We start from the raw sequence: 16,424 nt of genomic DNA, 5'->3' as shown, positions 1-16,424 counted from the left end.
TCACTCACAAATGAATACATTAGAACAAGCGATAGAAAAGTTAGATTATAAAGGTTATTTGGATGTAGAAATACCGAAAGGAACCGATTTGATTGCGGAAATCAATAAATTACGCAAAGAGAAAAATGCGGTGATTTTGGCGCATTATTATCAGTCAGGAGAAATTCAGGATTTAGCAGATTATTTAGGCGATTCATTGCAATTGGCTCGTGCAGCTGCAAAAACTGAAGCTGATATGATTGTTTTTTGTGGTGTTCATTTTATGGCAGAAGCTGCAAAAATTGTTAATCCAACCAAAAAAGTTGTTTTACCAGATACAAAAGCAGGTTGTTCTTTGGCAGATTCTTGTTCGGCAGAAGGTTTGCGTGGTTTACGTGAGCAACATCCAAATGCAATTGTGGTAAGTTATATCAATTGTGATGCGGGTGTTAAAGCAGAATCAGATATTATTGTGACTTCTTCGAATGCGGAAGCGATTATTAATTCGTTGCCAGAAGATCAAGAAATTATTTTTGCACCAGATCGTAATTTAGGTCGATACTTAAATCAAGTTTGTAATCGCAACATGATTTTGTGGGACGGTGCTTGTATCGTACACGAAGCTTTCTCTTTGGAAAGAATTGCGCAACAAATGGCCGATCATCCAAATGCAAAATTAATTGTGCATCCAGAAGCGCAAGAAGATTTATTGAAATTCGCACATTTTATTGGTTCAACTTCTCGTTTGTTAGATTATGTGGTAGAAAATGATGCGCAAGAATTTATTGTGGCAACAGAAGAAGGAATTTTACACGAAATGCAAAAACTTGCGCCGAATAAAACATTAATTCCTGCTTTGGTTCAAGATGAATCATGTAATTGTTCTGAATGTTTTTACATGAAATTATCAACATTAGAAAAATTATATCTGTGCATGAAATATGAATTGCCAGAAATCCAAATTGAAGAAGAATTGCGAGTGAAAGCATTAGCTGCAATTAATAGAATGTTAGATTTATCAGAAAAAATAAAATAATGGCTATTCAAGATGTTTTAGTCATTGGTTCTGGAATTGCTGGACTTTCGTATGCTTTGAAAATCGCGATTCGAAATCCTGATGCAAAAATTACCATTGTAACCAAAGCAAATAAAGACGAAACTAATACCAAATATGCGCAAGGCGGAGTCGCCGTTGTGAGCGATTTCGAGAAAGATAGTTTCGAGAAACATATCGAAGATACGCTTCGTGCAGGAGATGGTTTGTGTAAGTTAGAGGCTGTTGAGGTTGTCGTAAAAGAAGCGCCAGAACGCATTAATGAAATTATAAATTGGGGTGTTCGTTTCGATAAAAATAACGAAGGAATTTACGACCTTGGTCGTGAAGGCGGACATACCGAAAACCGAATTGTTCATCACAAAGATGTGACAGGTTGGGAAATTGAGCGTGCGATGTTAGAAGCGATCAAAGAATATCCAAATATTCAAGTTTTTACGCATCATTTTGTGGTAGATTTGATTACAGAACATCATTTGAATCGTGATATAGCACAGAAAACTACATGTTTTGGCGCATATATTTTAGATTTGAATACTGATAAAGTTGAGCAACATTTAGCCAAAGTAACTTTGTTAGCAACAGGCGGAGTTGGTCATGTTTATAAAAATACGACGAATCCAATTATTGCAACTGGGGATGGAATTGGTTTGGCTCGACGAGCGAAAGCAACCGTTTCGGGAATGCAATTTATTCAGTTTCATCCAACGGCTTTTTACAGCGAATTTGATGGACAGTTATTTCTGATTTCGGAAGCTGTTCGTGGTTTTGGTGCGAAATTGCGTACGAAAGATGGAGAATTGTTTATGCACAAATATGATGAACGTGAAGAATTGGCTTCGCGTGATATTGTGGCGCGTGCGATTGACAACGAAATGAAATTGAGCGGAGATGATTATGTTTATATCGATTGTCGACATTTAGAGAAAGAAAAATTCTTGGAACATTTCCCAAATATTTACGAAAAATGTAAATCCGAAGGCTATGATATGTTTACCGAATTGGTTCCGGTTGTTCCAGCTTCACATTATTTATGCGGTGGAATTGACGTCGATTTAGAAGGAAAAACATCTATCGAGAATTTGTTTGCGGTTGGTGAATGTTCTAATACAGGTTTACATGGCGCAAATCGATTGGCGTCAAATTCGTTGTTAGAAGCAATGGTTTTTGGTCATCGTGCAGCGTTAAAAACGGTCGATTTATTAAATGATAATGAATTTTCGATTTATAATTTTGAGTTTCCAGAATGGAACGAAGAAGGTATGAAAGTGCAAGAAGAATTAGTATTGATTTCTTATTTGCGCAAACAATTACAAGCGATGATGAGCGAATTGGTAGGAATTGTACGAAGTGATAATCGTTTGCAAATTGCGCAGAATCGTATCAATGAAATCGAAAAAATGGTCAAAGAAATTTATTATTTTACGATTGTTTCACCTAAAATTTTAGAACTTCGAAATTTGGTTGATGTCGCACATTTAATTATTGAGCAAAGTATCAATCAAAAAGAAAATCGAGGAACTTTTTACAACAAAGATTTTAATTAATGAAGAAGTTATATCTGTTCGTTACATGTTTTGCAATGAGTTTTTCTTTTGCTCAAAATTCGAAAGAAAAACAAAACGTAAGTTTGACTTTTGGTAAAGAAGCTAAGAAGGCTGTTGTGTATTTTGGTTGCGAAAATCTCAAAGAGAATAGCGAACTACAGGCTTGTATGAACAGAAATTTGAATCAAGATATTCAAACTCAAATTTCATTCTTTTCTAATATTGCTGATTATCTTCATATCGAAACTGCTCAATCTAAATTAGGTTTTAAAATTAATGAAGATGGTAATTTTGATGATGTCTCGACTGATGGTTCAAATCCAATTTTTAATAGTGTAGCATTGTCGAGTTTAGTTTTGTTGAACAATAAAATGGAACGAGCTAATCTGAAAATAACGCCTGCAAAAGGAGTTGATGGAAAAGCGGTTACGATGAAATATACAATGTCTTTACGTTACGAATCGGCAGAAAAAAATAATGATTTTGAAACTTTCCCTTCAGAAAATCGTGTATTGTTTACTTTAAAAACTGATGAAGAAACGATTGAAGTAAGAATTGATAAAGAATTTAATTTAACAACTTTTGGTAATAATGGAAGTAGAGAATATTATTTAGGAAAGTTTTCTAATCTTTTCGAAATGGCTTCTATTGATCCTTATGCAACTGCTTTTGATGCGGCTTTTAAATCTGGAGCAATTGATATCACAAAAGGTAAAATTGATGACAAAGAATATAAACTTCAAATCAAAAATTTCTTCGAAAATGATCCTTCAGTACAAGTGTTGATTACAGTTGTGCGTGAAGAAAACGGTACTTGGGCCGAGTATTATGAATACAAAACCAAGAAAGAATTTAATCAATCAAAATTTGCATCCTTAACATATAGATAATGAATTTTCCTCCATATATCACACAAGAAAAATTACAACTTTTTATTCGTCAAGCTTTTTTAGAAGACGTTGGCGATGGCGATCATTCAACTTTAGCGTCGGTTCCGTATGATGCAATTCAAGAAGCAGAACTGAAAGTAAAAGATAACGGAATAATTGCTGGAATTGAATTAGCGAAAATAATTTTTGATACGTTTGATCCGTCTTTAAAAATAGAACAATATATAAATGATGGCGATAAAGTTCAATTTGGTGATATTGCTTTCAAAGTAAAAGGGTCTTCTCAATCAATTTTAACTTGCGAGCGATTAGCGTTGAATTGTATGCAGAGAATGTCTGGTATTGCGACTTATGCACACCAAATGATGGAATTGGTAAGCGGTACAAATGCCAAAATTTTGGATACACGCAAAACAACACCTAATTTTCGAATGATTGAAAAATGGGCTGTTAAAATTGGGGGCGCAGAAAATCATCGTTTTGGATTATACGATATGGTGATGTTAAAAGATAATCATGTCGATTTTTGTGGAAATATTACTAAAGCAGTTGCGCAAACCAAAGATTATTTGGAAAAACATCATTTACATCTAAAAATAGAGGTGGAAACGCGCAATATGGATGAGGTAAAAGAAGCTTTGGAGGCAAATGTTGATTTTATTATGTTGGATAATTTTGAGCTTGAAACGATGAAAGAAGCTGTTCAATATATAAATGGACGAGTAAAAACTGAAGCTTCGGGTGGAATTACAAAAGAATCTGTACGTGCTATTGCAGAAACGGGTGTTGATTTTATTTCTTCAGGTGCAATTATACATTCTGCACGAAACTTTGATTTAAGCTTAAAGGCTGTGAAATAATTTAACATTTCTATTGAGTGAAATTTTCTAAATAATAACTTTTTAGTTGTATGTGTTTATTTTTCAATGTGTTTTTAGAAAAAAAGAAAGTTTTAAAAATTTTAAATGTTAATAAAATGTTTAAAATTTTACGATAATTTAACAATAGTCTCATTTAAAGTATAGAAATTTGCAAAAGTAAACTTTTAAACTATTTCATAAGATGAGGTTAAACTCAACTAAGCTTTTACTTGTAGGAGCTTTTGCCTTAATGGCATCATTTTCTTTCGCTCAAGTTGTTGAACCAATAGATTCTACAAAAGTTCGACAAGAGGAAGGTAACGTATCCTTAGGAGAAACATTAATCATTGGTAAAGGAGTTATCGATATCGTAGAGGATCGTAAAACGCCAGTTGCTGTATCTACAATTACAAAAGCTACAATTGAAGATAAAGCTGTTGGAAATGTAGACTTTCCTGAGATTTTTACAACTACACCTTCTGTTTATGTTTCTGGACAAGCGGGAGGTTTTGGAGATTCTCAAATGTTTTTACGTGGGTTTAGTAGCCAAAACACAGCTTACTTATTGAATGGACAGCCAATCAATGGTATGGAAGATGGTAACTTGTATTGGTCTAACTGGTCTGCAATGACTGAAGTTGCAAATCAAGTTCAAATTCAACGTGGTCTAGGATCTTCTAAACTGGCTATTTCTTCTGTAGGAGGTACTGTAAATATGGTAACTAAAGCTACAGATAAAAGACAAGGAGGTTTTGTAAGATTCAACACAGGTAACGATAGTTACATGAGTGCTACAGTTTCTTATAACACAGGAATGAAAGGTAAATGGGGAGCATCTTTCTTATTTAACCAAACTACGATGCACAGATCATGGGCTCAAGGAACAGATGCTAATTCACAAGCATATTTTGTTTCTGTTGGATATAAACCAAACGATCGTCATAACATTAACTTTATGATTTTTGGTGCGCCACAAGAACATGGTCAAAACTATTCTACTAAAAGTGTTAAGCAATGGGAAACTGCAGAAAAGTTTGGATATGGAAACAAATACAATACAACTTACGGGTACTTCAATGGTAAAGGGGAAAATTTAAGAACTAACTTTTATCACAAGCCAGTAGCTAACTTAAACTGGGATTGGACTATTAATGAGAATATGAATTTATCAACAGTTCTTTATGCTTCAACAGGTACAGGAGGAGGTACTTCAGGAGTTGGAGTAGCTACAAGTTCTGCTAATACAAAAGAGGGATTAGTTGATTTTGATAAGTTCGAATCTATTAATGCTTCTGTAAATGGAGCGGGAGGTTTTTTTAATACACCGACAGCGGCTAATCCTAACAAAACTACAGGTAGAGGAGCTGCAATAAGAACGTCTGTTAATAATCACTTTTGGTATGGAGGTGTAACAAACTTAAACTATGATACAAAAACAGGATGGAACTTTAATTTAGGAGCTGATATTCGTTTTTATCATGGAAACCATTTCCAACAAATGAATAAAATGTTCGGGTTGAGATCTTGGCAAGATTATACTAAAGTTGATGGAACTGCAAAATTAGGTCAAGTTGTAGCTGTTACAGATGCTGATACATTTAGTACAAATCCATGGTCTGCTTTATTCAAGTCAGCTAAGAAAGGACAAAGAGTAGGTAGAGATTATTCTGAAGATATTAACTATCAAGGAGGATTTGGACAAATAGAATATTCTAATGATATTTTCACAGTTTTTGTTCAAGGTGCCGTATCTAATCAATTCTATCAAAAATTTGATTCTTGGAATTACAATGGAGTTGAGACTGCTTCTGAAAAAGTGAATAAACTTGGATGGAATGTTAAAGGAGGTTTATCTGTTAATATTAACGAGGAAAATACTATTTTTGGTAATGCGGGACGTTATTCACGTCAACCATTTTTAGATAATATTTTTGATTACAATACTGTTAATTTACGTGATCCAAAAGTAGAGAATGAAGAAATTACAGGTTTCGAAGTAGGTTACAAATATCAAGCAAAAGGTTTAAGAGTTAACATTAATGCATATCATACGAAATGGGCAAATCGTTTCTTATCTACTACAAGTAGTGCAACTGTTGCAGGTTTAGAAAGACCTATTTTCACATCTTACAGTGATGTGACACAAATACATAAAGGTGTCGAAATTGATTTTGATGCGAAAGTATCTCAGGTATTTGGTTTATATGGATTCGCTTCTTATGGTGATTGGAAATATGATGGATCAACACCATATCAAAAAATGTATTCTGATACAGACGAGATTATTGAAACTAAAAATGTTGATTTAACAGGAGTACACGTAGGTGAAGCTGCTCAATTAACTTTTGGTATGGGAACTAAAGTAAACTTTACAAGAAATTTATATTGGGATGTAGATTTTATGTACAACGCACGTGTATATGCGCAAGTAGACCCAAGTGTTATTAATGCTGCAAAAGGTAATTATCAAGAACAAAAGGTAGCTCCTTTTGCTCGAGTTAACACAGGTCTAGCATATGAATTTAAGTTTGGTAAACAATCTATTAAATTTAGAGGAAACGTTCGTAACTTATTCAACGAACAATATATGAGTAGGATTGATAGTAATGGATACGGATATGCAGTAGGTAGAACTTGGAATGCAGGTGTTACTTATAACTTCTAATAAGAATTAATATTTCTTACATATTAAAGTGGACTTAGTATTAAGTCCGCTTTTTTTATGAGTTATTGTGTTATAATTAATTATCATAAATTAATAAAACATTAAAATTTAATTTATAATAAATCTAAATAAATTTATTTTAAGAATAAATATTCAATAATATTGTATTTAAATTCATTTTTACTGTTTTTAATATTAGTAATTAAATATGATTTGATATAATATTTTACTATATTTTAAATATTTATTAATACAATTAATTTTTTATTGACAATTATTTGTAATAAACAAAGTAAGAATTTTATTTTATATAATTTATATATTTTTATTATAATTATTCTTAATTAACATAGTGTTTATAATGATTTTAACAGATATACACCGCACCTTTGCACCGGTAAACATTTAAACTATTTCATAAGATGAGGTTAAACTCAACTAAGCTTTTACTAGTAGGAGCTTTTGCCTTAACGGCATCATTTTCTTTCGCTCAAGTTGTTGAACCAACAGATTCTACAAAGGTTGAACAAGGTGAAGGAAACGTATCTTTAGGAGAAACGTTAATTATTGGTAAAGGAGTTATTGATGTATCGGAAAACCGTAAAACACCAGTTGCTTCTACTGTAATTACAAGAGAGCAAATCCTTGATAAAGGTGTAGGGAATGTAGAATTTCCAGAATTATTAAAAAATTCACCATCTATTTATATTGCAGATCAAGCTTCAGGTTTTGGTGATGCTAAAATGTATATGAGAGGTTTTGATCAGTCGAATACTGCGTTCTTATTGAATGGGCAACCAATCAACGGAATGGATAACGGTAGTTTATATTGGTCAAATTGGCAATCAGTTTCTGATATTGCAAATGTAATTGATGCTCAACGTGGTTTAGGATCGTCTAAATTAGCAATTTCATCAGTTGGTGGTACTGTAAATATTGTTACAAAAGCAACGGATAAAAAAGAAGGTGGTTTTGTACGTTATTTAGCAGGAAATGATTCATATCAAAAACAAACTATTGGTTACAATACAGGTATGAAAGGTAAATGGGGTGCATCTTTTATGTTTGATAATTGGTCTGCACACAGAAGTTTTGCTCGTGGTACAGAAGGAAAAGGACAATCTTACTTTGTTTCGGTTGGATATAAACCAAGTGAACGTCATACAATTAACTTTATGATTTTTGGTGCTCCACAAGAACACGATCAAAATTTTTCTAAACCTATGGTATCTAACCGAGACAAAAATGGAGTTGTTACGACACCTGGTTATGATATTACAGGTCGTAAAGGGAATTCTAATTATGGATTCTACAATGGAAAATCCATGTCTGCTCGTACAAACTATTATCACAAACCAGTTGCTAACTTAAATTGGGATTGGACAATTAATGATAAAATGTCATTGTCAACAGTAATTTATGCTTCAACAGGAACAGGTGGAGGAGTTGGTGTTTCAGGTAATGGTATTGGTTATACTCCAGGAGGAGGGTATACTAGTAATGGAGAGATTAACTGGGCAAATATTTATGCAAATAATGCAACTTTAAAAGGTGGAATTTCTGACGGATATAGAAATGGTACTGTTTTAGCGTCTTCTGTTAACAATCATTTTTGGTACGGAGGTGTTTCTAACTTTACTTATGATACAAAAAAAGGATTGACATTTAATGCAGGTACAGATATTCGTTTTTATACAGGTGAACATTATCAACAGCTTAATGATTTATTAGGAGCTAGAGCTCGTACAGATGTAAGAAATGCTAATGTTAGTAGACCAGCTGGATATGAGGTTACGAAAACATTTAGTGCAGATCCATGGAGTTCTCTGTTCAATAAAGCAAAAAGAAGTGAGAGAATTGGTTTTGATAACTCAGAACGAATTAATTACCAAGGGTTCTTTGGTCAAGCAGAATATTCGAATGAATTATTCTCAGTGTTTTTTCAAGGAGCATTATCTTGGCAAGAATATGAAAAGTACGATAACTGGAATTATACAGCGGAAAAAGCAAAAAATGAAGGGTTAAAATTCAAAAATGGAAAAGCTTATTCTGGTGAACATACTCAAATAGGATACAACTTAAAAGCTGGAGCTTCATTAAATATAAACAAAGAGAATAGTGTTTTTGTTAATGTAGGTAAATACTCTCGTCAACCATATTTGAATAATATTTTTGTTCGTAACACAGTTAATTATATTGACACAGGAATTAATAACGAAATTTTACAAAGTGTAGAAGCTGGTTATCGTTACAAATCTCGTACATTAAGAGTGAACGTAAATGCATATTACACAGAATGGGATAATCGTTCGATGACATATAATGGTCAAGATTTTAAAGATGGAAATGGGAATCCACATTCAAATGTACGTTTTATAGCAACTGGATTATCTGAAGTTCACAAGGGGATAGAAGCTGATTTCGAAGCTAAAGTAACACGTGATTGGACAATTACTGGATATGCTTCTACAGGAGATTGGATGTACAAAGGGAAATATAATTTCCAAGTACAAGATACAGATACACAAGATTTACTTCCAGGGTTTGAAGGTAAAGAGAGTTCGTTAGATGCTCATGTAGGTAATGCAGCTCAATTTACATTTGGTATGGGAACAAGATTTAATGTGGCAAAAGGGTTGTCTTTTGATACGAACTTTAACTATTATGCTCGTTTATATGAGAATGTGGACTTGGTCGATGCTGTAAAAGCAGCAACAGAAGGGAAAGAATATGTAAATGTTCCAATTCGTCCATTCGCAACTGTTGATTTAGGGATGTCGTATAAATTCAAAATCACAAATAGTCAATCTATTAAATTTAGAGGAAACGTTAATAACTTGTTCAATGATCAATACATTTCTCGTAAAGATAACTACGGTTACTTCTGGGGGAATGGAAGAACTTGGAATGCAGGTGTAACTTACAATTTCTAAGAAATATTTCATTATCATAACAAAAAGACGAACTCACGTAGTTCGTCTTTTTTTTGTGTTTACCTTTACTAAAATTTATATATATAAAATGATTCAACCCGATTTTTTAAAAGAAGGTGATAAAATTGCAATAGTGGCTCCTGCAAAACGAATGTTGAAAGGAGAATTGGATGAAGCAATAGATTTGATAAAATCTTGGAAATTGATTCCAGTATTAGGAAAAAATATTTACGCTGAATATGATTTTGGCTACAAATATGCTGGAACAGATGAAATTAGAATCGAAGATTTTCAATGGGCAATAGATGATTCTGAAATTAAAGCGATTTGGTGCGCTCGAGGAGGATATGGTTCTGTAAAAATTATAGATGAATTAGACTTGACGAACTTCAGAAAGAAGCCAAAATGGATTATTGGTTATTCAGATATAACCGTTTTTCATAATCATTTTAACCGTTTAGGATTTCAAACTTTGCATGGAGTTACTGCAAAAAAGTTAGCAGATGTTGATTATCACCCCGATTCTTATCAAAGTGTTTGTAACGCGTTATTTGGAAGTGAAATTCAGTATAAAATTCAATCTCATAGCTATAATAATTTAGGAGAAGCAAAAGGAGAATTGATTGGAGGAAATCTTTCGATTGTTTATTCCCTTCTTGGAAGTGAATCTTCGATTAAAAATCCTTCAGATAAAATTCTATTTTTAGAAGATTGGTTCGAGAACTGGTATGCGGTTGATAGAATGTTTATGAATTTGAAACGTAATGGAATCCTCAATCAAGTTAAAGGAGTAATATTAGGTAGCTTTACGCATATGGATACAGAAGAAGAAAATGGCGAAAATTTTAATCATCCATATGATCCAAAAACATATGAAGTTATTCATAGTTTTACTCAAAAGTTAGAGATTCCAATTTCTTTTGGTTTTCCAGCTGGTCATACAGGTCATAATTTAGCATTAAAAATGGGTGCAAAAGTTCATCTAAATGTTTCTTCAAATAATGTAAATTTGCACTTTATAGATTAAATATATGAAACAAGATAATTTAACAGTTATTACTCATCCTTTAGTAAAAGCAAAAATTACGCAAATGCGTGATAAAAGAACAACCACAAAAGAATTTGGAGAGTTAGTTGATGAGATTTCAGGCTTGATGTGCTATGAAATTACACGAAATATTGAGCTAGAGGAAATTGAAGTTGAAACTCCAATTACGAAAACAATTGGGTATAAAATGAAAGGGAATGATATGGCAATTGTTCCTATTTTACGTGCTGGATTAGGAATGGTAAAAGGAATTCATCAGTTAATTCCAACTGCTAAAGTAGGTCATATAGGGCTTTATCGAGATCATGATACATTGCAACCTGTTGAGTATTTATGTAAACTTCCTTCTGATCTAAGTTCTCGTGATGTTATTTTGGTTGATCCAATGTTAGCAACTGGAGGTTCTGCGATTAAAGCGATTGAAATTTTAAAAGAGAAGGGAGCAAAAACAGTTCGCTTAGCTTGTTTGGTGGGTTGTCCAGAAGGTGTTGAAGCTGTTCAAAATATTTATCCAGAAGTTCCTATTTTCTTAGCAGCTTTAGACGAGAGATTGAATGAAAACGGTTATATCGTACCAGGTTTAGGTGATGCAGGTGACCGTTTGTATGGAACAATGTAAAAAGGATTAGATGAGTGTTAGTTACGACTTTGGGAGAGAAGCAGAAGAATTTGCAGTTAATTATCTAATGGAAAAAGGATATAAAATTCTTGCACGAAATTACTTCTATAGAAAAGCCGAAATCGATATTATCGCTCAGTTAGAAACAGAAATTATTATTATAGAAGTAAAAGCTAGAACATCAAATTATATTTCTGAACCAGAAACAGCTGTTAATATGAATAAAAAGAAATTGTTAATTCTTGCCGCAGATGATTTTATTCAGAAAAATAATTTTATTAGTGATGTAAGATTTGATATTTTAGCACTTTTAAAAAAACAACAATCGTGGAGTGTTAAGCATATTATAAATGCTTTTAATGCATCAGAAATTTAATCAACTTTATGGAAGTATTCATGAGTCTTTTCGACTTTATTATGCATATCGACCAACATTTAGCAGAGTTTGCAAATGAATATGGTTTGTGGCTTTATGCAATTTTATTTTTAATCATTTTTGTGGAAACAGGTGTGGTTGTGATGCCTTTTTTACCAGGAGATTCATTGTTATTTGCCGCAGGTATGTTGGCTGCACAAGAAACAAATGATATGAATGTATGGATTATGATTGCAATTCTTTTGGTGGCCGCCATACTTGGTGATACGTTAAATTATACCATCGGAAAGGAAGTTGGTTACAAAGCAACTAAAGTTAAGATTTTTGGTAAAAATTTCATCCAAGAAGAGCATATTAATAAAACGCACGAATTCTATGAAAAATATGGTTCAAAAACCATTGTAATTGCACGTTTTGTACCAATCGTAAGAACTTTAGCACCTTTCGTTGCAGGAATTGGACGAATGGGATACTCTATTTTCATTACATATAATGTGATTGGAGCCGTGTTATGGGTTGTTGGTTTAACACTTATTGGATACTTTTTAGGAAATATAGAATGGGTTCAAAATAATTTTTCTAAAGTAATTTTAGGAATAACAATCGTTTCAATACTTCCAATTTTTGTGGAAATTATCAAAGAAAAGTTCGGCAAAAAAAAGATTGCTGAATAAGAATAGCAATAAAAATTTAACTCGACTTCGGTCGAGTTTTTTTATACCTTTAAATCATGGAAATTTTAGATTATATTCTACATATCGATAAATATTTAGAGACCATTTTGAATGATTATCAAAACTGGTTTTACTTGATTTTGTTTTTGTTGATTTTTATAGAAACTGGGTTAGTTATTATGCCATTTTTGCCTGGAGATTCATTGTTGTTTGCGGCTGGAATGCTGGCAGCAGCTTTTCCTGAACAATTGAATATTTATGTCGTATTAGGATTACTTTGGGTGGCTGCTATACTTGGTGATACGATAAATTATACCATTGGAAAAACCTTAGGAACGAAATTGGTAACAACCAAAATTTTTGGTAAACGAATTATTAAAGATTCTGCAATACAAAAGACGGAAGATTTTTTTACAAAATATGGATCAAAAACAATTGTGATATCTCGTTTTGTTCCTATTGTTAGAACTTTAGCACCTTTTGTAGCAGGAGTTTCTAAAATGCATTATGGCACATTTATTAAATATAATTTTATCGGAGGAACAATTTGGGTTTTCGGGATTACATTGGCTGGATATTTCCTAGGAACAATTCCATTTATAAAAAATAATTTTGAGATTGTTGTAATGACAATTATTGCTTTTTCACTTCTACCTATCTTAATTGAATTTATAAAAGAAAAAAGTAAGTAATAAAACTATGAGTAGAGAAAATAGTGTATTTATTTGTTTTCTTCTATAAGGAAAATAATATTTTATTAATTGTAAAAAAGTTGAAGAAATTAAACTTTTTATTTGGATTTAGATTTTCGTTCAAATATTTTCATATCTTCTTACTTTAAAATAACAACCAATGAAAAACTTTTTAATTTTTTCCTTTTTTCTTTTTTCTTTTCTTGTTAACGCTCAAGAAGGCTATCCAACACCACCAAAATCAGCTAATAGACTTTTCTATATTCAACATAATGAGAATAAAAACACATTTGTTTATGATGCTATTTTTTCTTCTAAAGATATTTTGGATGAAGTTAATCCAGTTGATATTTATCGAATTCTGTATGCTGAAGATGGATCAAAGAAACCTTTAACTTCAATTCAAAAGAAATTAGCATATGGATTAGATATAAAAAAGATAGACAAAAACGTTTATCAATTAAGCTTAGTTTCTTATCCAAAGCAAAAACTTACTTTAAAACTTGATCAGCAGAAAAATCCAATTGTTCAAACAACTGTTAATAACAAGTTGATAACATTGAATCGTGTATTCTTAAAACAGAAAAAAGGAACAACAGGAATTTCTGTAAAACTTGATTATATCTTATTTTATGGAAAGGATAAAAATGGAAAATCTCTACATGAGAAAATTGTTCTATAAAAAAATCTTCATAAATTAGAATTTGTAAGTCAATTTAATATTATATGATCGAAGTAAGAGAGGTGAATTCGCCAAAGGAAATGAAAAAATTTGTCGATTTACCTTTTGAAGTATATAAAGATAATCCATATTGGGTTCCTTCTTTAAAGAGAGATGAACTCGAAAGTTCTGATAAAAAAAATCCAATTTTCAAAACAGTAGAAGCTAAATACTTTTTAGCATATAAAGACAAAGAAGTGGTTGGGCGAATTGTTTCAATTATTAATTGGGCTGAAGTTAATGAGTTGTGTAAATCCAAAATTCGCTTTGGATGGATAGTTTTTAAAGATGATATTAACATTTTGAAAGCATTATTAACAACTGTTGAAAATATTGCTAAAGAAAAAGAATTGAGTTATATAGAAGGTCCAATGGGATTTTCAAATATGGATAAAGCTGGTTTATTAACAGAAGGTTTTGATAAAATAGCAACATTAATAGGTTTATATAATTACGAATATTATCCAAAATATTTACAAGAATTAGGTTATCAACCAAAGGCAGAATGGTTAGAATATTCTATTGATATTGCAAATTTGGGTAAGGTAAAACAAATGGATAAATTGTGCGAAATGCTCAAAAAACGTTACGAAATTGATACCTACAAATTTGATACAATTGACGAAATGTTACCTTATGTCGATGAAATGTTTGATTTATTGAATGTGACGTATGCAGAATTGCAAAGTTTTGTCCCGATAGAAAAATTTCAGGTTGAACATTACAAAAAGAAGTATCTAAAATTTATTCATCCTGATTTTATTTCATGTGTAAAAGATAAAAACAACAAAATGATTGCTTTTGCGATTACGATGCCTTCATTTTCGAGAGCTTTTCAAAAAACGAAAGGAAAGTTATTTCCATTTGGTTGGTGGCATTTGATGCAAGCACAAAAGAAGAACGATCATGTCGAATTTTATTTGATAGGAATTGATCCTCATTATCAAAATAAAGGTGTAAACGCCTTGATTTTTAAAGAACTTTATGATCGATTTGTTGCAAGAGGAATTAAGACTTTAGAAACAAATCCTTTGCTTGAGGAAAATACAAAGGTGCAACAATTATGGAAAAACTTTGATCCAGTTATCCATAAACGTAGAAAAACATTTTATAAAGGTATAGAAGCATAAAAAAATGGTTAGAATCTAAATTCTAACCATTTTCTATATCTACTAAGCTTGTGGCTGATTATTTTTAGCATTATCCTCTGCATCATCACCTGTGTCAACCCAATCTCTAATTGTACTTTCAATTTCTTCGATTGTTTTTCCTGTTTTTTCTTGAATTTTTCCAACGATATCGTCAAATTTTCCATTCAAAAAAGTATCATCATCATCAAACCAATCTCCAAATTTTTGTTTAACAGATCCTTTGATTTGATTCCATTTTCCTTCTAATTGTAATTTGTCCATAATTTTTGTTTTATAAGTTGTTAATAGATTTGTTATCTATAACGAACAAATATTAAACCACAGATAATGAAATAATTATAAATTAATGTTAAAAAAATGAAGAATAATTTTCTTAGAAAACTGCGAAGTAAATCAAAATAATGATGATAATTACTACCACTATAAATTCAAAAATAGGGATAGTTCTCCCTCCAGATTTCAAATTTCTTTTTCTTTTCGAATACATACCAAACCAACTTATAACTAAATAATGATCTAAATTTATGAAAAATATTATAAATAGTTAGAAAACAATAAATCATAAAAAAAAGACTTTGAAAAATATTTTCAAAGTCTTTTGCTGTTGTACGGGCGGGGAGACTCGAACTCCCACACCTTGCGGCACTAGATCCTAAGTCTAGCGTGTCTACCAATTCCACCACGCCCGCTAAAATCTCACTGATTTGGATTGCAAATATACACAAGTTTTCTTTCTAACAAAATTTCGAAATAAAATTTTTTTAATCTTTTTTTACATTCTAAATTTGTACAAAGCTTTTACAAAAATGGAAATTACAGGAAGAATTAAAAAAGTATTTGAAACTCAAAATATTACTGCAAGTTTCAAGAAAAGAGAATTCGTTGTTACAACGCAAGAACAATATCCACAAGATATTTTAATTGAGCTTACGCAAGATAAGACAGATGTATTAAATGCTTACAAACCTGGTGATGAAGTGAAAGTTTCTATCAACATTCGTGGTCGCGAATGGATTAATCCAGAAGGTGTAGCAAGATATTTCAATACAATCCAAGCATGGAGAATTGAGAATATGGCAAATGCAGCTGCACAAGCACCTCAAGGTTACGATAATTTTGCACCAGCGCCTCCAGTAGATACTTTTTCTAACGGAGATGATGATGATTTACCATTCTAAGGAAAACAAAACATCAATTAATACTAAACGTGTTCTT

Annotated in this window: 15 protein-coding genes and 1 tRNA gene; 14 read left to right on the top strand and 2 right to left on the bottom strand. The window is 31.8% G+C overall.

Going from position 1 to position 16,424, the window contains the following annotated elements; all coding sequences use genetic code 11:
- Positions 1-10: 10 nt before the first annotated feature.
- The 13 genes from nadA to E4J94_RS08885 all read left to right on the top strand — a co-directional run bounded on the left by nadA (position 11) and on the right by E4J94_RS08885 (position 15,188).
- On the top strand, positions 11-1,015 hold the full coding sequence (gene nadA, locus E4J94_RS08945) for a quinolinate synthase NadA (protein WP_135835471.1): 1,005 nt from the start codon (positions 11-13) through the stop codon (positions 1,013-1,015).
- On the top strand, positions 1,015-2,580 hold the full coding sequence (gene nadB, locus E4J94_RS08940; RefSeq protein WP_135835470.1) for an L-aspartate oxidase: 1,566 nt from the start codon (positions 1,015-1,017) through the stop codon (positions 2,578-2,580). Before nadA ends, nadB begins: the two co-directional genes overlap by 1 nt.
- The gene (locus tag E4J94_RS08935; protein ID WP_135835469.1) at positions 2,580-3,470 is read left to right on the top strand and encodes a hypothetical protein; all 891 of its coding nucleotides are present in this window, start codon (positions 2,580-2,582) and stop codon (positions 3,468-3,470) included. Before nadB ends, E4J94_RS08935 begins: the two co-directional genes overlap by 1 nt.
- Complete coding sequence (gene nadC, locus E4J94_RS08930; protein WP_135835468.1) at positions 3,470-4,330, top strand: carboxylating nicotinate-nucleotide diphosphorylase; 861 nt, start codon at positions 3,470-3,472, stop codon at positions 4,328-4,330. Before E4J94_RS08935 ends, nadC begins: the two co-directional genes overlap by 1 nt.
- Before the next feature lie 202 nt (positions 4,331-4,532).
- Positions 4,533-6,995 (top strand): TonB-dependent receptor, encoded by a 2,463-nt coding sequence (locus tag E4J94_RS08925; protein ID WP_135835467.1) that lies wholly within the window; start codon positions 4,533-4,535, stop codon positions 6,993-6,995.
- 422 nt (positions 6,996-7,417) lie between these two features.
- On the top strand, positions 7,418-9,928 hold the full coding sequence (locus E4J94_RS08920) for a TonB-dependent receptor (RefSeq protein WP_135835466.1): 2,511 nt from the start codon (positions 7,418-7,420) through the stop codon (positions 9,926-9,928).
- Positions 9,929-10,016: 88 nt separating this feature from the next.
- Positions 10,017-10,955, top strand: coding sequence for a S66 peptidase family protein (locus E4J94_RS08915; protein WP_135835465.1), 939 nt, complete (start codon positions 10,017-10,019; stop codon positions 10,953-10,955).
- A gap of 4 nt (positions 10,956-10,959) precedes the next feature.
- Entirely contained in the window at positions 10,960-11,595 is a 636-nt protein-coding gene (gene upp / locus E4J94_RS08910) for a uracil phosphoribosyltransferase (protein WP_135835464.1), read from the top strand.
- A 10-nt stretch (positions 11,596-11,605) separates the two neighbouring features.
- On the top strand, positions 11,606-11,971 hold the full coding sequence (locus tag E4J94_RS08905) for a YraN family protein (RefSeq protein ID WP_135835463.1): 366 nt from the start codon (positions 11,606-11,608) through the stop codon (positions 11,969-11,971).
- An 8-nt stretch (positions 11,972-11,979) separates the two neighbouring features.
- Complete coding sequence (locus tag E4J94_RS08900; RefSeq protein ID WP_185145636.1) at positions 11,980-12,645, top strand: DedA family protein; 666 nt, start codon at positions 11,980-11,982, stop codon at positions 12,643-12,645.
- A 56-nt stretch (positions 12,646-12,701) separates the two neighbouring features.
- Positions 12,702-13,337, top strand: a complete 636-nt coding sequence (locus E4J94_RS08895) for a VTT domain-containing protein (RefSeq protein ID WP_135835462.1) — start codon at positions 12,702-12,704, stop codon at positions 13,335-13,337.
- Positions 13,338-13,497: 160 nt separating this feature from the next.
- Positions 13,498-14,019: a DUF4833 domain-containing protein gene (locus tag E4J94_RS08890; RefSeq protein ID WP_135835461.1), complete on the top strand. Its 522-nt coding sequence runs from the start codon at positions 13,498-13,500 to the stop codon at positions 14,017-14,019.
- A gap of 44 nt (positions 14,020-14,063) precedes the next feature.
- Positions 14,064-15,188 (top strand): N-acetyltransferase, encoded by a 1,125-nt coding sequence (locus tag E4J94_RS08885; protein WP_135835460.1) that lies wholly within the window; start codon positions 14,064-14,066, stop codon positions 15,186-15,188.
- A gap of 42 nt (positions 15,189-15,230) precedes the next feature.
- Here the strand turns inward: E4J94_RS08885 and E4J94_RS08880 are convergent, their stop codons facing one another.
- Positions 15,231-15,470: a CsbD family protein gene (locus tag E4J94_RS08880; protein WP_135835459.1), complete on the bottom strand. Its 240-nt coding sequence runs from the start codon at positions 15,468-15,470 to the stop codon at positions 15,231-15,233.
- A 346-nt stretch (positions 15,471-15,816) separates the two neighbouring features.
- Positions 15,817-15,898: transfer RNA gene (locus E4J94_RS08875), tRNA-Leu, on the bottom strand.
- 117 nt (positions 15,899-16,015) lie between these two features.
- Between E4J94_RS08875 and E4J94_RS08870 the strand changes: the two genes are divergently transcribed.
- A complete protein-coding gene (locus tag E4J94_RS08870; protein ID WP_019976879.1) occupies positions 16,016-16,387 on the top strand; it encodes a DUF3127 domain-containing protein in 372 nt (123 codons plus the stop codon).
- Positions 16,388-16,424: the final 37 nt, after the last annotated feature.

The organism is Empedobacter tilapiae (assembly GCF_004785645.1).
GTDB lineage: Bacteria > Bacteroidota > Bacteroidia > Flavobacteriales > Weeksellaceae > Empedobacter > Empedobacter tilapiae.
This window is presented reverse-complemented; position numbering and strand designations above follow the sequence as displayed.